Origin of the sequence: Alteraurantiacibacter lauratis (genome assembly GCF_037154155.1) — a bacterium.
Classification (GTDB): Bacteria; Pseudomonadota; Alphaproteobacteria; order Sphingomonadales; family Sphingomonadaceae; genus Alteraurantiacibacter; species Alteraurantiacibacter lauratis.
Genome location: NZ_JBANRN010000008.1, coordinates 1 through 18,718, shown reverse-complemented (window position 1 = coordinate 18,718; position 18,718 = coordinate 1). Strand labels below are relative to the sequence as shown.

General features: G+C 64.4%; 14 protein-coding genes. 9 read left to right on the top strand and 5 right to left on the bottom strand.

Going from position 1 to position 18,718, the window contains the following annotated elements; all coding sequences use genetic code 11:
* Positions 1-33: 33 nt before the first annotated feature.
* Positions 34-714, top strand: a complete 681-nt coding sequence (locus tag WFP39_RS08755) for a GntR family transcriptional regulator (RefSeq protein WP_336919067.1) — start codon at positions 34-36, stop codon at positions 712-714.
* Between the two features lie 27 nt (positions 715-741).
* On the opposite strand, the gene WFP39_RS08750 is transcribed toward WFP39_RS08755, so the two are convergent.
* Positions 742-2,145, bottom strand: coding sequence for an aldehyde dehydrogenase (locus tag WFP39_RS08750; RefSeq protein ID WP_377923342.1), 1,404 nt, complete (start codon positions 2,143-2,145; stop codon positions 742-744).
* Between the two features lie 226 nt (positions 2,146-2,371).
* Between WFP39_RS08750 and WFP39_RS08745 the strand changes: the two genes are divergently transcribed.
* Positions 2,372-3,547 (top strand): MFS transporter, encoded by a 1,176-nt coding sequence (locus WFP39_RS08745; RefSeq protein ID WP_336919066.1) that lies wholly within the window; start codon positions 2,372-2,374, stop codon positions 3,545-3,547.
* Here WFP39_RS08745 and WFP39_RS08740 read toward each other — a convergent pair.
* Positions 3,544-4,917, bottom strand: coding sequence for an MmgE/PrpD family protein (locus tag WFP39_RS08740; protein ID WP_336919065.1), 1,374 nt, complete (start codon positions 4,915-4,917; stop codon positions 3,544-3,546). The genes WFP39_RS08745 and WFP39_RS08740 overlap by 4 nt on opposite strands.
* Positions 4,918-4,947: 30 nt before the next feature.
* Positions 4,948-6,105, bottom strand: a complete 1,158-nt coding sequence (locus WFP39_RS08735) for a DUF819 family protein (RefSeq protein ID WP_336919063.1) — start codon at positions 6,103-6,105, stop codon at positions 4,948-4,950.
* 227 nt (positions 6,106-6,332) lie between these two features.
* Here WFP39_RS08735 and WFP39_RS08730 point away from each other — a divergent pair, with 227 nt between their 5' ends.
* From WFP39_RS08730 to WFP39_RS08700, 7 genes are all read left to right on the top strand, one after another.
* Entirely contained in the window at positions 6,333-7,373 is a 1,041-nt protein-coding gene (locus tag WFP39_RS08730) for a LacI family DNA-binding transcriptional regulator (protein WP_336919061.1), read from the top strand.
* Between the two features lie 56 nt (positions 7,374-7,429).
* Positions 7,430-8,566 carry a CapA family protein gene (locus WFP39_RS08725; protein ID WP_336919060.1) on the top strand — a complete coding sequence of 379 codons (1,137 nt, stop codon included), beginning with the start codon at positions 7,430-7,432 and terminating at the stop codon, positions 8,564-8,566.
* A gap of 205 nt (positions 8,567-8,771) precedes the next feature.
* Complete coding sequence (locus tag WFP39_RS08720; RefSeq protein ID WP_336919058.1) at positions 8,772-11,408, top strand: TonB-dependent receptor domain-containing protein; 2,637 nt, start codon at positions 8,772-8,774, stop codon at positions 11,406-11,408.
* Complete coding sequence (locus WFP39_RS08715; RefSeq protein WP_336919056.1) at positions 11,408-12,904, top strand: tannase/feruloyl esterase family alpha/beta hydrolase; 1,497 nt, start codon at positions 11,408-11,410, stop codon at positions 12,902-12,904. The genes WFP39_RS08720 and WFP39_RS08715 overlap by 1 nt, the downstream gene beginning before the upstream one ends.
* Before the next feature lie 63 nt (positions 12,905-12,967).
* Complete coding sequence (locus WFP39_RS08710) at positions 12,968-14,191, top strand: FAD-binding domain-containing protein (protein ID WP_336919054.1); 1,224 nt, start codon at positions 12,968-12,970, stop codon at positions 14,189-14,191.
* Positions 14,191-14,373 carry a DUF2256 domain-containing protein gene (locus WFP39_RS08705; RefSeq protein ID WP_336919052.1) on the top strand — a complete coding sequence of 61 codons (183 nt, stop codon included), beginning with the start codon at positions 14,191-14,193 and terminating at the stop codon, positions 14,371-14,373. The genes WFP39_RS08710 and WFP39_RS08705 overlap by 1 nt, the downstream gene beginning before the upstream one ends.
* Before the next feature lie 475 nt (positions 14,374-14,848).
* Complete coding sequence (locus WFP39_RS08700) at positions 14,849-17,056, top strand: CHAT domain-containing protein (RefSeq protein ID WP_336919051.1); 2,208 nt, start codon at positions 14,849-14,851, stop codon at positions 17,054-17,056.
* 77 nt (positions 17,057-17,133) lie between these two features.
* Here the strand turns inward: WFP39_RS08700 and WFP39_RS08695 are convergent.
* Positions 17,134-18,284 (bottom strand): IS3 family transposase gene (locus tag WFP39_RS08695; RefSeq protein WP_336919050.1). Its coding sequence is split into 2 segments (ribosomal slippage): positions 17,134-18,032 and positions 18,032-18,284, totalling 1,152 coding nucleotides; the frame shifts between segments, so codons are not numbered across the junction.
* Positions 18,285-18,518: 234 nt separating this feature from the next.
* Positions 18,519-18,718, bottom strand: a 200-nt coding sequence (locus WFP39_RS08690; protein ID WP_336919049.1) for a hypothetical protein, incomplete at its 5' end; no start/stop codon positions are given.

The following is an 18,718-nucleotide window of genomic DNA, read 5'->3' as shown; positions in this document are numbered from 1 at the left end:
ACAATTTTGTCGGCACTATGTCTAAGTCGGGGCATGGACGAATTGGCGAAGGCTCTACCTGGCAAAGGCCCCACGGCTGTCGAGATTGCGGACTGGATCCGCTCGCAGATCCGCGCCGCGCGGTTGGTGCCGGGCCAGCGCCTGATCGAGGTTGACCTGATCCGCCAGACCGGCGGCAGCCGTTTCAAGGTGCGCGAGGCGCTGCAACGCCTGGCGGCCGAAGACCTGGTCGAGATCGAGGAGTTCCGCGGCGCATCGGTGCGCGGCGCATCGATGGAGGAGGTGCGCCAGCTTTACCGCGCCCGCGCCGCGCTGGAAGGCATTTGCGCGGGCGATTTCGCGCGCCTTGCCACGCCAGAGGAAAAGCAGCGGCTGCGCGAAATTGCCGAGGAGATGGAGGATTGCGTCGAAGGCGGCACGCGCGAACGGTTCGGCGCGCTCAACGCCCAATGGCACACGCTGATCATGCGTGTGACCGGTAACGAGGTGATCGAAACGCTGGTGAAAAGGCTCAACACGCCGGTGCACCATTTGCTGTTCGAAACCTTCTACCGCGGCGACCGCCTGCGCGAGGCGGTGGCCGACCACCGCCTGATCCTCGATGCCATTCTTGCCGGCGATGCGCCGCGCGCCGAGGCCGCGATGCGCCAGCATATCGAGAACGGCCACCGCTTCCTGTCCTCGCTCGACGCGGCGATGCACCCGGCGGGCTGAACCGCCCACCGGGATCCGCGGCGCGGATCAGATCGGGTAATGGCCCGGTTCGGTCTCGAAGGTGATCCAGCGCGTTTCGGTGAAGGCATCGATGCCCTGCTTGCCGCCGAACCGGCCATAGCCGCTGGCCTTCATCCCGCCGAACGGCATCTGCGGCTCGTCCGATACAGTGCTGGCATTGATGTGGCAGATGCCCGCCTGAATTTGCCGCGCCACTCTCATGCCGCGCGCGGTGTCGCGGGTAAACACAGCCGAAGACAGGCCGTATTCGGTATCGTTCGCCAGTTCGATCGCATGCGCCTCGTCACGCGCGCGGATGATGCCCACGACCGGGCCAAAGCTTTCGTCGCGGAACAGCTTCATGTCGGGCGTCACCTTGTCCACCAGATGCGCGGGCATGACGACATTGTGTGTCGTCTCCCCGCTCACCAGCAGCTCGGCGCCCTTGGCGACCGCGTCTTCCACCAGCGCGAGGCAATGCTCCACCGTCTTGCGATCGACCACCGCGCCCAGCGGGGTGTTGCCCGCCGCCGGATCGCCTGCGGGCATGGAGCGCACCTTGGCGGCAAACTTCTCCGCAAACGCATCGGCCACCGCGTCCACCACGATGATCCGCTCGGTGCTCATGCAGATCTGGCCCTGGTTCATATAGGCGCCAAAGGCCGCCGCCTTCACCGCTTCGTCAAGATCGGCATCCTCCAGCACCAGCATCGGCGCCTTGCCGCCCAGTTCAAGCAGCACGGGCTTCAAATGCTCCGCCGCGCGCTTGGCGATGATCTTGCCCACCGCGGTCGAGCCAGTGAAGTTGATCCGCTTCACCTGCGGCGCATCGATCAGCGCACCCACCACTTCGGCGGCGTCTTCGGGCGCATTGGTGACGACATTGACCACGCCTTCGGGGAAACCCGCTTCGGCAAAGGCCTCGATAATCAGCGCATGGGTGCGCGGGCAGGTCTCGCTGGCCTTGAGGATCACGGCGTTGCCGCAGGCCAGCGGCACCGCGATGGCGCGCACGCCGAGGATGATCGGCGCATTCCACGGCGCAATGCCCAGCAGCACACCCACCGGCTCCTTCACGGCCAGCGCCACGGTGCCTTCGTGATCGGACGGGATCACTTCGCCGGTGATCTGCGTGGTAATCGCGGCGGCTTCGCGCACCATGCCGGCGGCCAGCATCAGGTTGAACCCGGCCCAGCCGGCGGTGGCGCCGATTTCCGCCATCATCGCGGCGACGAAATCGTCCTTTTTCGCCACCAGCGCATCGGCCGCCTTCATCAGCACGGCGCGGCGAGCATTCGGCCCCATCTTCGACCAGACGGCAAAGCCTTCCTGCGCGCGGGCGGCGATGGCCGGAATATCGCCCGCCTTCATCGCGGCGGCGCTGGAGGCGACTTCGCCTGTCAGGGGGTTGAGGCGGTGGAACTGGGTCATTGATCTGCTCTCCCGAAAGTTGCGCTTTGGCAGCGGAGTATGTGGGGCCGCACGGTTTCAGCTTGCGCCTGCTAAGGCAAGGGCTGCCGGTGATGCAAGCGCAATCATATTGTCGCGCAACGCTCGACGCGCGTCGATGCAAGCGCTATCAGAAACTGTAAAGGGGGATCGGGATGCGCGGCCTTGCGGCACATTATCTGGCGGCGATTTCAGGAAATATGCGCAGATGAGCGGCGGCTTGACTCGCGGCATTGTCTTGCTGCTGGGCGGCATCGCGGCTTTGGGTTCGCTCGCCACGCAGATGCTGGTGCCCGCTCTGCCTACCATTGCCGGGGAACTGGGTGTAGGCGTTGCGTCAGCGCAATTGGTGATCGGGGTGTTCCTGATCGGACTTGGCGGCGGGCAATTGCTGATCGGGCCGCTGGCCGACCGGGTCGAGCGGCGCACGCTGCTGCTGGCTGGCCTCGTGCTTTACGCGGCGGCCAGCCTGTTGGCGGCATGGTCCGAAACGCTGGCGGTGCTGCTGGCGGCGCGTTTGCTGCAAGCGGTGGGCGCCTCGGCCGGGCTGGTGACGGCGCGCGTGCTGCTGAACGCGCTGGCTCCGCCCGACAGGAAGGTGTCGGCGCAAGCCGGGTTGATGGGGATCGTGCTCATATCCCCCGCACTTGCCCCCGTGCTGGGCGGCGCGCTGACCGAGTGGCTGGGCTGGCGCGCAGTGCTCTGGGGGCTGTGCCTTGCCGGGCTGATTGCCGTGCCGGTCGTGCTGCGGCACATCCCGGCGCATGTCGCCGATGGCGTGGAGGGCCCGCGTGCCGGGTTGGGGGCAAGCTATGCCCGGATCCTGCGCAACGGGCGATTTCTCGCCGCCAGCGCGGCCATGGCCTTTGCCAGCGCCAGCCTGTACCTGTTTCTGGGCACCGTGCCGTTTCTGCTTGAACGCGATTATGCCCTCTCGCCCCGCGACATCGGCCTGTGCCTCCTGCTGGTCGCGGGGGCGAGCATTGCGGGAACGCGGTTGGTGGGGGCGGCGCAGCGCAGGGCCGATACGCTTCTGCTGGGCACGGGGCTGGGCGTGCTCGCCGCATCCGGGCTGGCCTTGCTGGCGGCAGGCGGCCCGCCGGCGCTGGCGTTGCTTATCGGTCCGCTGATGCTGCTGGGGATGACTGCGGGATTCATCGGCCCCACGGCGATTGCCCGGATCATGGCCGCGGAAAAAGGGCTGGAAGGCACCGCCACCAGCCTGGCGGGCGCGGTGCAGATGGGAGTGAGTGCGCTGTGCGCCTGGGCCCTGGGGCCGTTCGGCGCGGCGGGCGCATGGCAATTGGCGCTCGCCCTGCTGGGGCTGACGCTGGCGGCGCTGGTTGCTGCCGGGATCAGCCGGTGGCGGGAAAGCGTGGCCTAAGCCAGCAGCGCTCCCATATCGGCGCATTGCTCCAGTGCGAGGATTTGCCGGGCCAGATCGCGCGCGGGCGCCTCTGCCAAAGGATGGGCCGCGCGCGCGGCGCAGGCGACGAATTTGTCCCCCAACTCGCGCTCGGTCAGCGGGTTGTGCGGTGCACCGCGCGCCGCTTCGCGCCGGGCCAACAGGACAGCGCCATTATGGAGCGCTATTTCCAGCGTGCCCGCATCGCCGCGCCAGCTTTCCGCCCCATCGGGGACATGGCAGGTAACGCGCGCCGCAAGTGCCAGAACCGCCGGATCGGCAAGCATTTCGGGCGCAAAGCTGTCCAGATCGACCTTGCCCTTGGCCAGCGCCAGAGCAGTGCAAAAGGGCACCGAAAACTTGGCATCGATCGCGACTTCGGGCGCAGCCTTGCGCGCCTGCGGCTCGGCCAGCATCATTTGCATCGGCCCGATGCCCGCGCGGATCGCGGCAATGTCCTGCACGGCGAATCGGTGCTCCGCCTGAAGCGCCAGCGCCATTTCCACAAAGGGATGCGTGCCGCGGCACGAGGGCCAGGGCTTGAAGGTGAGCTGTTCGATCCAGAACGCGCCGTTCAGCGGGGCAAGCAGCACTTCGGGGTCGAATTTCCCGCCGGCATAGAGCGCATAGAACCCGGCGCGCCCTTCCAGCGGCTCCTCGAAACCCGCCACGCCGCCTTGCGCCAGCAGCGCCGCCTGCACCGCCGCCTGCGCAGGGAACGCTTCCCGGATGGCGCGGATGGTGGTGCGCTGGCTGTATTTGATCTCGCCCGGCATCGTCACGCTGCACAGCACGAGCGAGAGCGCATCGGCCATCTGCCGCGGCGAGAGGCGTAACAGATGTGCCGCGCCCGCCGCAGCGCCGAACCCGGCAAGGATGGGCGGCGGATACCAGCCGCCTTCCTCCATCCGTTGGCGCAGCGCCAGACCCATGCGGCACGACAGCTCGCACCCTGCGACCAACGCCGCCAGAAAGCGCCGCCCGTCCACGGGATCACCGGCGGCCCCCTGCAACTGCGCCAGCGCAATCAGCGCAGGCACCAGGCTCGCATTGGGGTGGCCGGGCGCCAGATCGAACGCATCCTCGAAATCCAGCGCGTGCGCCAGCGCGCCATTGGCCAGCGCCGCCATCGGGGCTGCGGCGCGCTGGCCCGTGCCAAGTATCGCGCATGGCCCATCGCCCATGTCTTGCGCCATGCGCGCAAAGGCACGGGCTTCGGGCGAAAGGCCCGATGCTGCCAGCATCACCCCGGTGGCATCGAGCAGCGCCAACTTGCCCGCGCGCACGACCGCATCGGGCAGCGCGGCATAATCCACCTCCGCGATCAGGGCCGCGACCTGTTCGCTCAAGGATGGGGCGGCGCCGCACGCCATCGCGGCTCAGCCCAGCACCTGAAACAGCAGCACCGCGACAAAGGTGCTCACCACCACGCCAAGCAGCGCGCACAAAATGCCTGGTGTCACCAGATCATCGCGCCCCTGCGCCGCGGCCACGGCCGCGGTGGAGGTCGGACCGCCAACGCCTGCAAGCGAGGCTAGCAGCAGCACATGCGGATCGGATTTCAGCGCGCGACCAATCGCCACCACGAACACCAGATTGATGCCCAGCGCCATGGCGGCAAACAGCATCACGCGCAGGCTGGAATAGCCCAGCGCACCCAGATCGATCTGCGCCGACACCGCACCGATGAACAGGAACATGGCGATCATGCCCATTTCGCGTGCTCCCGCCAGATAGCTGCGGATTTGCGGGAACAGATTGGGCACCGCCACCGCCACCAGCGTGACCAGCAGGATCGCATAATTCTGAATGCCAAGCGCCGTGGCCACCCAGTCCACCGCGAGGAACGCGCCCAACGCATAGGTCAGCGCCAGCAATGCACCCAAGGGCGGGGCAGGCGCGCGACTGCCGTCCGTGACCCTTGCCTTTGCATCGGCCCCGCCATGCGCCGCAAACTGGCCCGCGCTGGCGCCGGGCGCCACGCCCACCAGCCATCCGATCAGCCGGCTTTGCATCAGCACCATCAGTATGGCGAGGTAGAGCGGGGCCAGCAGCGCGTTGGCGGCAAGGACAGCGGCCACCAGCGTTTCATCGGCCTGGATCGCCTGCGCGGTTGCCACCATGTTGAGCACGCTGCCGATAAACAGCGCGGAAAGCAGCGCCCACAGGCTGCCTTCGTTTTCGAACTGCATCAACTGGCCGGCAAGGCCGATGGCCAGCACCACACCCACCGCCGCCAGCAGGAATGGCGGCAGCATCTTGCCCGACGAACGCAGGATTTCCCCGATATCCGCCTTGAGCAGCAGCAGCAGCACACCCACCGGTATGGCGATACCCGAAATGCCGTCATAAACCGGCGACTGGGCAGGCAGCACGCCGATATTGGCCAGCGTGCAGGGAATGATCAGCACCATGATCGGGCCGGGCAGATATTTGCGGTAAGCGCTGCGTTCCAGCGCAATCGAAATGGCGATGGCGCCAAGCAGCAGCCAGAGAATCGGGAAAATCCCCTCCACCGGTAAGCCGAAATTCGCCATCCTTGCGCCATCCTCCCTGCGTGATGCGGGTTGTTGCGGCAAGCGGCCGCCCTGCGCCGCCCGCCCCCTCAGCTTCCGCTACCTATGGCCCCGCCGGGAGCGATGCAATCGCTTTCATCGAATAGGCGATTTTTCCGCTCGGCAAATGAAAGCGCTGTGCATGTCCGATTGCATGGCGCACGCCGCTGGGGCATGGATGGATGTGACCAGCCTTGGGGGGAGATTGCATGACCAAGCCACCGCCTGCCAGTTCCAGCGCAGCAGAGCAGGGATCCAGCACCAATCGCCCGCCGACACTGACCGATGTGGCGCGCGAAGCGAAGGTCTCCTCTGCCACGGTCAGCCGCTTCCTCAACAATCCCGGCGTCGTGGCCGAGGAGACAGGTGCGCGCATCCGTGCCGCGATTGAGCTGACCGGCTATATCCCCAACGCGCTGGCGGGCGATCTGGCGAGCAGCAAGAGCCGCATGGTCGCGGTGCTGATCCCGCATCTGGAACATTCGCTGTTCAATGACATGATCGAACGCATGGTGGGCGAGATGACCGCCAGCGGCAACAATGTGATGATCGGCCTCACCGGCACTTCGCGCGACCGGACCGACAGCCTTGTGCGCGCCGCGCTCGCCCGCCGGGTGGACGCGATCATTTCCACCGGCCCGGCAAGCGAGGCGGTGGACAGCATGGTGGCGCGCAGCCGCACCTTGTTCATCCAGGTGTGGGAACTGCCCGAAGAGCCGGTCGGCATCGCCATCGGCTTCAGCCACGAGGATGCGGGGCGCGACATCGCCCGCTTCCTTGCCTCGCGCGGATACCAGCGCCCGCATCTGGTCACGGCGGACAGCCCGCGGGCGCAGGCGCGCAAGCAGGGTTTTTTCACCGAATGGCAGGCGCTGGGCCACGCCGCCCCGTCCGAAAGCATTGTCGATATGCCCACGCGCTTTGGCCATGCGCGGCGCGTCTTTGCCGATATCCGGCGGATGGACGAACGGCCCGATGTGGTGGTGTGCGGGTCGGATCATCTGGCGCAGGGGCTGATCGTGGAAGCACAGGCGGCAGGCCTGCGCGTGCCCGATGATCTGGGCGTGCTGGGCTTTGGCAACAACGCCATTTCGGGCGAGATGCGCCCCACCATCACCTCGGTCGATGTCGATGGTGCGCGGATTGCCCGCGAAGTGATGGCCGCGATTGCCCGCCACCAGGAAGGCAAGGATTTCCTCTCGCGCAAGATCGATGTCGGTTTCCGTCTGATCGCGCGGGAAAGCGTGTAACCGATCGCCTTGTCAGGCGTCATCCGCTCTGCCATGCAAGCGCTTACGTTTAACCCATGGCTTGGAGAGTTCGGGTGCCGCATACCATTCTGGCCACAGGCGATCTGGCGCCTGACCGGGACAATTACGACGACAGCTATGTTGCCACGCGCGACGTGCTGCACGCCGCTGATATCGTGTTCGGCCAATTGGAAACCAGCTTTGCGGAAAAAGGCAGCCGCCTGCCGCAGGCGCGCCATGCCGTGTTGGCGCGGCCCGATGGCGCCGCCGCGCTGGGCCGCGCGGGATTCGACATCATCTCGATGGCGGGCAATCACTGCATGGATTGGGGGCGCGAGGCATTTTTCGAGACCAAGGCCAATCTGGAAGCGGCGGGCATCAGCGTGGTGGGCGCCGGCAAGGACATAGCCGAGGCGCGACAGCCGGTGATCCGCACGCTGGGCGATGGAACGCGGGTGGCCTTCCTCGCCTATTCCAGCATCCTGCCGCACAGCTACTGGGCGGATGAGCGCCGCCCCGGTTGCGCCCCGATGCGCGCGCATACCGTGTACGAGCAGATCGAGCACGACCAGCCGGGCACTCCCGCACGCGTGCACACCTATCCGCACCGCGATGATCTGGCGGCCATGCAGGCCGATATCCGCGCCGCGAAGCAGCAGGCCGACCTTGTCTTTGTCAGCCAGCATTGGGGCATCCATTTCGTGCGCGCGGTGATTGCCGATTACGAACACGACGTGGCGCGCGCCGCGATTGCGGCGGGGGCCGATGCGATCATTGGCGGCCATCCGCATATCATCAAGGGCTGCCAGGTGATCGACGGCAAGCCGGTGTTCCATTGCCTGTGCAATTTCGCCACCGACCTCGCCATGGATGAAGCGCACGCCAAGTCGAAAAGCTGGAACGAGATCCGCGTGCTGGCCGAGGAGTGGGAGCCTGATTTCGAAGGTCTCTACAACTTCCCCAAGGCCAGCCGCCTTGCCATGGTGGCGCGGTTCGAAGTGGCAGGCGGCAAGCTGCTCAAGGCCGGGTTTCTGCCGCTGCACATCGGCCGCGACGCCGTGCCGCACTTCGCCGCGCCGGGCAGCGCACAGCACGCGGCCGTAATGGATTACCTGTCTGCGGTGACGCAGGAAGCCGGGCTGAACGCGCGCTATGTCCCAGGCCCCGACATGGTTGAGCTTGCGCTGGGCTAGTCCGTGCACGCACTTAATGATAGCGCTTGCATTTGGAATCCGCGCCAATTATGACCCCCACGGGATGGAGGATGCGCGGCGCGTTGGGACCGCAGCCGCACCTGCCGCCGAAGCGCGCAGCGCGGCGTAGGCAGAACTGCACCTTCCGCTGGCAATAATCAGGCGCCCCGGCACGGCCGGAGGGCCCTTACAGGGGAGGATTTTGATGACCAATTCATGCAATCGCTTTCATCGCGGCGCATCGGTTCTCGCGCTGGCGGCTGCGGCATTAACCGCCACCGCTGCGCAGGCGCAAAGCGCCGATCCGGCCGAAGATATGCCGCAGGCGAGCAGCGATGCGATCATCGTGACCGGCAGCCGCATTCGCGGGATCGAGCCGGTCGGATCCAACGTCATCGGGCTCAACATGGAGGAAATCCTGGCTGAACCCGTGATTTCCACAAACGACATCCTTCGCCGTGTGCCGCAGGTCGTCTCGCTGGGTGCCAACCGCCAGGGCGGCGCGGCGCAGAACGGCGCGGCCAATGCCACGCGCGGCGCAGGCATCAATCTGCGCGGCATTTCCACCAATGCCACGCTGCTGCTGCATGATGGCCGCCGCTTCCCGCCGCAGGGCACGCAAGGCCAGTTCACCGATCCATCGGTCATCCCCTCGATCGCGCTGGGCCGCGTCGAAGTGGTGGCCGATGGCGCATCGGCCATTTACGGATCGGATGCGATTGCCGGCGTGGTCAATCTGATCCTGCGCACCGATGTCGACGGCATCGAAGGGCGCGTGCGCTATGGCTTTACCGAAGGCGATTACAACGAAAAGCAGGTCGCGGTTATCGGCGGGCACCGCTGGGATACGGGCCGCATCATGCTGGCCGCAGAATATTCGGAAAACAACCCGCTGCTGGGCGCCGAACTGGCGGAATGGTACCAGCAGGACAACCGCGCGCGCGGCGGGCGCGATCTGCGCAACACCAATTGCGCGCCGGGCACGATTTCGGTGGGCGGCAATACCTATGCCATCCCCGCCGGCGGCGTCACGCCGGCCACAGTGGGCCAGTTGCAGGCGGGCACGCGCAATCTGTGCTTCTATGGCGATCTTGACCATGTGATCTGGAGCCAGGAGCGCACCAGCTTTGTCGGCGCATTCAGCCAGGACATTGGCCCGGTGCGCTTCTTTGCCGACGGCTTCTATTCCGAACGCACCGGCGAGCTGCCGATTACCGCGCAAGCCAATGTGGTTGTGCCCAGCACCAATCCCTTCTTCGTGACGCCGGTGCCCGGTGCCACCTCTGTCACGGTCAACTGGTCGGCGACGCCAATCATCGGGCTGCAGATGAACCCCTACAAATCCGATTCGTGGAATGGCACGGTAGGGCTGGAAGCCGATCTGTTCGGCGATTTCCGCGGCACGGTCTATTACGCCTATGGCAAGTCGTCCGAACTGGCCGACCGGCGCCGCAACGGCTTCAACACCGCGCGGCTGAACGCGGCGCTGGCGGATACCAACCCGGCCACCGCGCTCAACGTGTTTGGCGGGCCGGTCAACCTCACCACGCTGAACAACATCACCGACAACCTCTTTGTCATCATCGGCAAGACCCGGCTGGAAGTGATCAACGGGCAGATCGATGGCTCGCTGTTCGCGCTGGCCGGCGGCGATGTGCGTATCGCTCTGGGGGCGGAACACCGCACCGAATATACCTTCACCGATCTGCTGACCGGCACATCGGCCAATATCCGTTCGACCGGCGCAGGCGGCAGCCGCAATGTCGATGCCGTGTTTGGCGAATTGTTCGTGCCCGTGGTCGGCGGCGGAAACGCCTCGCCTGGGCTGGAGGAACTTTCCCTGTCGCTGGCGCTGCGGCACGAGGAATATTCGGATTTCGGCAATACCACCAATCCCAAGATCGGTCTCACCTGGGTGCCGGTGGACGGGGTGACCGTAAAGGGCAGCTACGGCACCTCTTTCCGCGCGCCGACCTTTACCGAAACCAGCACGGTGGCTGGCGGCGCGGGCCTGTATCCCGACACGCTGCCGGGGCCGGGCGGTGGCAATCTGATCGGCATCGGTCTTGCGGGCGGCAATCCGGGGCTGCGTCCGGAAACGGCGACCACCTGGTCGGCCAGTGTGGAGCTCGCGCCCGTGGCGCTGCCGGGCTTCAACGCCTCGCTCAGCTATTTCCGGATCGATTACAAGGACCAGATCCAGGCGCTGCGCGGCACGCCGGGGCTGCTTACAAATCCGCTCTATGCCGATTTCGTGCAGTTCAATCCGACACTTGCCGAAGTGAACGCGCTGATCAATTCGGGCCTGCCGGTCAATGGCACGATCAATGCCGCCGATGTCACCTTCATCGCCGATGGCCGCCGCCAGAATCTGGGCACCACGCTGATGCGCGGGCTCGACTTCATGGTGTCCTATGACTGGGAAATGGGCGCGGTCGACCTGTCGGCAGGCGTGCAGGGCAGCTATGTCCTGAAATACGTGTTCGAGGCTGTGCCCGGTGCCGGCCTGCAGAACGTGCTCAACACGATCGGCTTTGCGCACAAGTTCCGCACGCAAAGCGACCTGACCGCCCGCATCGACGCGCTGCGTGCCCGTCTGGTGTGGAATTACCTCAACGGGTATCGCAACACCACGGTGACCCCGGTGCAGAAGGTGTCCGATTACAACACCTTCGACCTGTCGCTGAACTATGACATCAACGACAATTTCAGCATCGGCGCCGATGTGCGCAACCTGTTTGATGCCAACCCACCCTTCGTGGACACCACCAATGGCTGGGATCCGCAATCGGCAAGCCCCTTCCCCCGCATGTTTGCGGTGACGGCGGGCTTCCGCTTCTGATGAGCAAGCTGCTGGCCGCCACGCTGGCCGGATGCGCTGCCCTGGTGGGCCAGCATCCGGATCAGGTGGTGGTCAGCAGCGCTTCTGCCGTTCAGCCGGGTGATAACTGGCTGCCAACAACTCAGCGCGCCTATTCCCCGCGCCCCGTATCCGCCCCGCTGTGCCGGGTGGAAGGGACGATAGAGGGAAATATCGGCTTTGAACTCTGGCTGCCGCAGGAATGGAACCGCCGCTATCTGGGCGCGGGCGTGGGCGGCGATGCCGGCGTGTTCAACTATGCCGATATGAGCCTGCGCGTGAACGAAGGCTTTGCTGTCGCCAGCACCGACAGCGGGCACAAGGCGGGCGATGCGCGCTGGATGGCCGATCCCAAGGCGCGGACGGATTACGAACACCGCGCGGTGCACCTCACCACTGTGGCCGCGCGGCGGCTGACCGAGACCTTCTATGGCGAGCCGGTGGAGCGCGCCTATTTCACCGGCTGTTCGGGCGGCGGGCGGCAGGCGCTCAAATCCTTGCAGAATTACCCTGCCGATTTCGACGGGATTCTGGCAGGCGCGCCCGGCCCCTATATGCCGCTGCAATCGGTGCGGATGATGTGGTTTGCCCTGCTCCAGAAATGGAGCCCGGATGCCGCGCTGACCGATGCCGACTGGACGCTTTACGAGAGCCGCGTGACACAGGCCTGCGACGCGAATGACGGGCGCGTTGACGGGATTGTCGAGAACCCGGCCGCCTGCACTTTCGATCTCTCCACGCTGGAATGTCCCGAAGGGCTGACGGGCGGCGATTGCATTCCCGGCCCGCGCCTTGCCATGCTGCGCGCGATCACCAGCCCGCTGCTGGACGAAAGCGGCGCGGCGATGGATGGCGGGCTGTTTCCCGGCGTGCGCACGCGCCCCGGCCCGCCCTCGCCGCTGCTGCGCGCCATGTGGGCGGACGGTGTGTTCGACAATCCCGATTGGGACGAGGACACATTCCAGCGCAGCCGTGATCTGGCGCTCGCCAACCGCGCCATGCCTGAATTGCGCGCCGACCGCACATCGATCAACGCCTTTGTCCGGCTGGGCGGCAAGGCGATCATCTATCAGGGCTGGGCCGACCCTTCGACCAATGCCGGCCCCACGATTGACTGGTATGCCGGGCTTGCCCGCACCAATGGTGGGGCGGACACTCTTGCCCAGACCGCGCGGCTGTTCATGGTGCCGGGGATGTATCATTGCGCGGGCGGGCCGGGGGCGGACCAGTTCGGCGGATCGGGCCATGCCGCATTTCCCGGCGACGCATCACGCGACGCGCTGTGGGCGCTGATCCGCTGGGTGGAGCATGGCGAAGCGCCGCAAACGCTTACCGCCACCAGGATTGAGAACGGCATGCCCGCTTTCACGCGCAAACTGTGCCCCTTCCCGGCCACGCTCCATTTTGACGGGAGCGATGACACGGTGGGCACCTGCCGGGTAGACCCGGTTCTGTCGGCCCTAATGCCCGCAGATTGAGGCGATTGCCCGCACAAAGCCGGTAGTGCGCGCCAGCGCGCATCAGGGCAGGAAGGTCAGGCCATGACCATCCATTCCCCTCTGCGCGCCTCACCGCAATCGCTGTTCCCGCCCAGCCGCGCCGCCGCCCTGGACCGCCTTGCCGCTTTCGTCCCGCAGGCGGGGCGGCACTATGCCGAAGGGCGCAACACCGACCACGGCCCCGGCGCTCCTTCCGCCGTCTCGCGCCTCTCCCCCTATATCCGCCATCGCCTGCTGGCCGAGGAGGAGGTCGTATCCGCCGTTCTCGCCCGCCACAGCCTGAACGCGGCGGAAAAATATGTGCAGGAAGTGCTCTGGCGCACCTACTGGAAAGGCTGGCTGGAAATGCGCCCGCAGGTGTGGCGGCGCTATCTGGCGCAGCGCGAGGCGGATCAGGCGGCGGTGCGCAACCCGATCATGCTGGCCGCGGCGCAAAGCGGGGCAACGGGAATAGAGGGGTTTGACGACTGGGCGCGCGAACTGGTCGCCACCGGATATCTGCACAACCACGCACGGATGTGGTTCGCTTCGATCTGGATCTTTACACTGCGCCTGCCCTGGACTCTGGGCGCGGACTTCTTCCTGCGGCATTTGCTCGATGCCGATGCGGCGAGCAACACGCTGTCCTGGCGCTGGGTTGCCGGGCTCCAGACGCCGGGCAAGACCTATCTCGCCACCGCGGAAAACATCGCCCGCTTCACCAATGGCCGGTTTGCACCTGCGGGTCTGGCGGCAGGGGCGGAGGCTTTGACCGAGGAACCGGTGGGCAAACCGCAAACGCTGCCCGCGCCTGAAACGCCTGACCCCGATGCCCCCGCGCTGCTGCTGGTCACCCCCGAAGACATGTGGCCCGAATGGATGTGGCGCAGCGGGCTTGCCATTGCGGGTGCGCTGGTGGTGGACGACGACACGCTCGCCTGCGGCGCAAAGGCGCGCCGCTTTATTGTGGGCGCAGCCAGTGATGCGGCAAGCGGCATTTCGGCTGCGGCAGGCCTTGGCGTGGAAATGGCGGCCCGGCTGGATGCCGCAAGCCTGCTGGCTGCCGCGCGCAGCGCGGGTGCGCGGCAGATCGTTACACCCTACGCCCCGGTTGGTGCCGTAGCCGATGCACTGGCCGCGCTTGCCCCCGTGCTGGAGGCCGAGGGCGTGCCCCTGCGCCAGTTGCGCCGCGCGTGGGACAACGCCTTCTGGCCGCACGCCACCAAGGGCTTCTTTCCGTTCAAGGAACGGATTCCCGAAGGCCTGCGCACGCTGGGGATCGGCTGATGCCCGCCAAGGTTGAGGCGAAACGCTACACCAAGAGCAATCTGCCCGAAAAAGCCTGCGCCGCCTGCGGCCGCCCCTTTGCGTGGCGCAAGAAATGGGCGCGCGACTGGGACGAGGTGAAGACCTGTTCCGAACGCTGCAAGGGCGATCTCAGGCGGATAAACCGGGGCAAACGCGCCTAGAATATCTGGCGCACCCGACAGGATTGTGCTCCGCTTCGCTCCGCACGTCTGCGGGGCTGCGCCCCTTCGACTCCGAACCAAGGCCCGCTCCCTCTGGATGCGCCAAGGGCGAGGCCCCTCACAGGACCTCGCCCTTGGCGCACCGGGAAGGATGAAAATGAGAACTGGGTGATTACCCTCTAATCATTGTTTTTCCTATCATATTATCCTTCCTGCAGAAACCTCCCAATGGACAAATTTCGCCGAAATCACCCAGTTTGGTGAGTCTTTCGTAATGTAATCCTGCGGCGTCCGCTTTTTGCGTTTATCGTGGTCTTTGCGCCGACTGGCCCTTAAAATCAGAAAGTGCACCGGGAGGCGGGCCGGCGCTCGACACATCGCTTTGGCCGAGCGACGAGTGTGGGCAGCTCTGACTCTTTTGCAGCGAACTTGTTTTCGATCCTGGTTAGGACGAGGCCACCGTCGGAACACGTAGATGAAAACATTTGAAGATGCTTTCCCAAGACTGCGCGCGATCCAGCCTTACATGCCGCTCGCGCCAAAGCTCGCATGGATGTCTGCCTTCTCATTTGCGGACGACGAGGCCATCGTCCATTTCACGAAGACTGTACTGACGAGGCAAGAGCTTGCGGCCGCTCACGACCTAGATTGGCTTGAAGAACTTTCCGTTGCGGCAATCGATGATATCAACGAGCTACTGCGTGAAGCGATGGCCCGAGAAAAACCCGAGGATAGGGGCACACAGCGATCACTGCTGTTCATGCGGTTTCTGTTCTCAGTTGTACCTATGGAGACCGCGCAAGGTCTGGGCCGACGCGGTCCGGCCTATGACTGGGCGTTCCGTGGGCTTTCGACAGATTACGATGCCGAGAAAAGAGTCAATTCTGGTTACGCATATCTGCCTTTCCGTCAGGAGGGCGATCCTCGCATCGGCGGGTTAGCTATGGGTTGGCTTCCGCGGTGGTGCACAACGTTTTTTCTGCTCGCAAGAGATGCCGGTATCCGGCGTGAGGTCGTCGAAACCTATACGGTTTGTTGGGACATTCTTTGGGAGTTACTCGCGGTCGATGGCCCGGAAAACGAACAGCTTAGGGTCGAGATATTCTTCGGTCTGGCGTCACTTGCGAGCTGGGCAGTCAGCGAGGACTATGCGCGTAGGGACGAATGGGTCCTAGCGCTGGAACAGGCCTGGAACACTGGCGAGTTACCTCGGTCGGCCGCGTCCGTGGTGGCTACGGTGTTCATCACCAAGGCAAATGGCATCACCCAGCGTGGCATCCGCGATTGGGCGCTGGATGTCCTAGAGCGTTTTGGTGACACGTTGCGCGAACATGAGCGCCTTCAATATCTGGTTGCTTCGATCGACACTCATGAACGCTGGCGCGCAGAGCGCGCGCACGTGTTCGACGAGATTAAGAGCCTCAACGAACGCTCCGTCGCGGCTTCGGAGGTGGGTTCCAGCGCGCTGTTTGCCCGTGACGCTCGGATCGATGTTATCAAGCCGCTAATTCGTCTTCTCATACTTGAACAGGATTTGGCGGCGGCGATGGCCCTCCTCCAGGCATGGTACAAAGGTCCGGAAACGTTGCCGTGCGACGACAATGTGCTCTTTGTTCATCCAGCGCTCGACGATGGAGTGGCAATCTTATGGCCGGGGCGCGCCCATATAAGTTTCGAGACAGCAAATGCCGGACATGACATCGTCGTGCAGGCGCTAGAGAAGTCCTTGCGAATTGGCCGCGATCCGGACGTCGACGATATTGAGGAGCATCGCGAAGGCATCCTAGACTATAGCCAAGGATCGTATGTCGAGGCAGCAATGATGCGTTACTATCGGCCAGACGAGCTTGCTCAGCACTTCAAACGCATTGCCGAGCCGCGATCACTGGTGGTTTTCCCTTCGGTGTCAGATCCGCTCCAGGCCTTACTTGCGCGCGAGCTTTCACTAACTCTGCCATTGGAGGTGAGCTTGGCAGCGGCGCGACCAATGCGCACCACACGTGTGATATCGATTTGGGCAGGATTTACTCATTTCACTCATTTCGAAGTCGATGTCATCAAAGCCATAGCAGCGCGAGCCGGTTGGTCAGCGACGGTGTTCACGGGCAGTGAAGATGGTGATGCTGACGATTTTCGTGGTTTCTACGAGCAGGTCGAGCCAGACATTCTATGGGTAATAGGACATGGCGAGTTCGTGGCGCATCGCCTGGCAAAGACCGGGATTGTTGTCGGAAAGCCGCGTGCTGAGCGGCAGGGAGATGCTTACGAAAACGTCGTTCTCCCGATGGAGACTATCGCCAGTTTCGTGGTTCCGGAGGGCGATCGCCGCCTGCTCGTCCTCAACACGTGCAACGGTGCAACCACACAAGGTATGGCGGGGATGGCACGTATTGGGCTCGCTCAAAGTCTCGTCCAACCGACGCAAATGGTGTTGGCCCACCTCTGGCCAGCGAGTCCGGCGCTCGGTTTGGCATTTGGCGGGCTCTTCGCGTCCAACCTTATTCAGGACGACGTCAACGCTGCCTTCGCGTCCACACTCGCTGAACTACGCGATCCCGATAAGATTGTCGGAATTATCGAACAACGGTCGGGAACAGCGTTTGCAGGAGCACCTGTGATCGAACGCGCGGTCTCCGAACTGTCAACCATATTGGCGTGGGGCTGCCCAATACTGCTGACATGATCTTGATCACCGTTTTGCGCAGACGACATTAAAACGCGTTTCTACAGGACTTGACGTGCTCCCCTGATTGTTACCAGTCAGAGGTAGAGTCTCGCTCCTTGATGATGGTTGTTTGATGGGATGGCAACGTGTCTGGTGGCATGCCCCCAGACACGTTGGCCGGCGATCTCGGCGGGGGTCTTGCCGCCCAGTTTGGAGTGCGGCCTGACCGTGTTGTAATCGTGCCGCCAGGCGGCCAGCACGAACCGGGCATGAGCCAGCGAGGTGAACAGCGTCTCGTTAAGGCATTCGTCGCGCAGGCGACCATTGAAGCTCTCGACGAAGCCGTTCTGCATCGGCTTGCCCGGTGCGATGTAGTGCCACTCAACCCGCCGCTCCTGCGACCAGCGCAGGATGGCCGACGAGGTAAGCTCGGTGCCATTGTCGCTGACCACCGTATGCGGCTTGCCCCGGATGCCCATCAGGCCGGTCAGTTCCCGGGCCACCCGTGCACCGGACAGCGATGTATCGGCCACCAGCGCCAAGCACTCGCGTGTGTAGTCATCGACCACGCACAGGATGCGGAAGCGCCGCCCGCAGATCAGGCTGTCGGAGACGAAGTCGAGACTCCAGCGCTGGTTCGGACCATCCGGCAGCACCATTGGCCTGCGCGTGCCCAGCGCCCGTTTCCGACCCCGACGGCGACGCACGCGCAGCCCTTCCTCGCGGTAGATGCGCAGCAGCTTCTTGTGGTTGGGGGCGATGCCCTCCCGTGCCAGCAGGTAGCCCAGGCGGCGATAGCCGAACCGGCGACGCTCCGCCGCCAGCTCACGCAACCGTTGCCGCAGCGCCCCATCATCCGGCCTTGTCGGCTCGTAACGGATCACCCTGCGGCTCACACCAACCAAAGCACACGCCCGACGCTCGCTCACCCCGTGATGCTCCCGGGCATGGGCGACGGCGTCCCGCTTGGCGCCGGGCGTTACCATTTTTTTGATGCCAGATCCTTCAGCACGGCATTGTCGAGCATCGCTTCGGCCAAAAGCTTCTTCAGCCGCGAGTTCTCCTCCTCGAGCGACCGCAGCCGCCGGGCCTCAGACACATCCAGACCGCCGAACTTCGACTTCCACTTGTAGAATGTCGCCGAGCTGATCCCGTGACGGCGGCAGACCTCCGCCGTCGCCATCCCAGCTTCCTGCTCCTTCAAGATCGTAATGATCTGCTCTTCGTTGAACCTGCTTCGCTTCATATCGTCCGACTCCTTGGCGTCGGACTCTACCAAAAAGCGGTCACATTTCAGGGGAGCACGTCAGACTGAATTGCGCGCACTGGTTGGGTTCCAGCACATACTACGAGTCAGAACCCAATCAACGAACGACTGACTTTGGTCGCTAGCGGCCACGGTTCAGTGACGAACGGAACGACTGCTGACAAAAAACTCGACGTTTCGAAGCCGTCATTGGGCAAGCGAGCCAATAAGATGTTAAACTGGTTCTCCGGCATCCTTCCATTCATGCATTGCCCGGATGAGCTCGACAGTGGGGTACTCGCGGATGTCCTCCTCGGATGATCCGGCAGCGAGCTCGCGCTCCCAGTACCACTCCTGGGGTCTAAACCCAATCAGCCTCTTGAAATTCAGTGCGTGTATTGATTCAGAGTGTCTCCGCTGAAGCAGGAGACCTT

What these genes read in the sequence shown, in the direction of transcription:
- WFP39_RS08730 (WP_336919061.1), top strand. Translation starts at nt 6,333, where the DNA reads ATGACCAAGCCACCGCCTGCCAGTTCCAGCGCAGCAGAGCAGGGATCC.
- WFP39_RS08720 (WP_336919058.1), top strand. Translation starts at nt 8,772, where the DNA reads ATGACCAATTCATGCAATCGCTTTCATCGCGGCGCATCGGTTCTCGCG.
- WFP39_RS08745 (WP_336919066.1), top strand. Translation starts at nt 2,372, where the DNA reads ATGAGCGGCGGCTTGACTCGCGGCATTGTCTTGCTGCTGGGCGGCATC.
- WFP39_RS08715 (WP_336919056.1), top strand. Translation starts at nt 11,408, where the DNA reads ATGAGCAAGCTGCTGGCCGCCACGCTGGCCGGATGCGCTGCCCTGGTG.
- WFP39_RS08700 (WP_336919051.1), top strand. Translation starts at nt 14,849, where the DNA reads ATGAAAACATTTGAAGATGCTTTCCCAAGACTGCGCGCGATCCAGCCT.
- WFP39_RS08705 (WP_336919052.1), top strand. Translation starts at nt 14,191, where the DNA reads ATGCCCGCCAAGGTTGAGGCGAAACGCTACACCAAGAGCAATCTGCCC.
- WFP39_RS08735 (WP_336919063.1), bottom strand. Translation starts at nt 6,105, where the DNA reads ATGGCGAATTTCGGCTTACCGGTGGAGGGGATTTTCCCGATTCTCTGG.
- WFP39_RS08755 (WP_336919067.1), top strand. Translation starts at nt 34, where the DNA reads ATGGACGAATTGGCGAAGGCTCTACCTGGCAAAGGCCCCACGGCTGTC.
- WFP39_RS08710 (WP_336919054.1), top strand. Translation starts at nt 12,968, where the DNA reads ATGACCATCCATTCCCCTCTGCGCGCCTCACCGCAATCGCTGTTCCCG.
- WFP39_RS08725 (WP_336919060.1), top strand. Translation starts at nt 7,430, where the DNA reads ATGGCTTGGAGAGTTCGGGTGCCGCATACCATTCTGGCCACAGGCGAT.
- WFP39_RS08750 (WP_377923342.1), bottom strand. Translation starts at nt 2,145, where the DNA reads ATGACCCAGTTCCACCGCCTCAACCCCCTGACAGGCGAAGTCGCCTCC.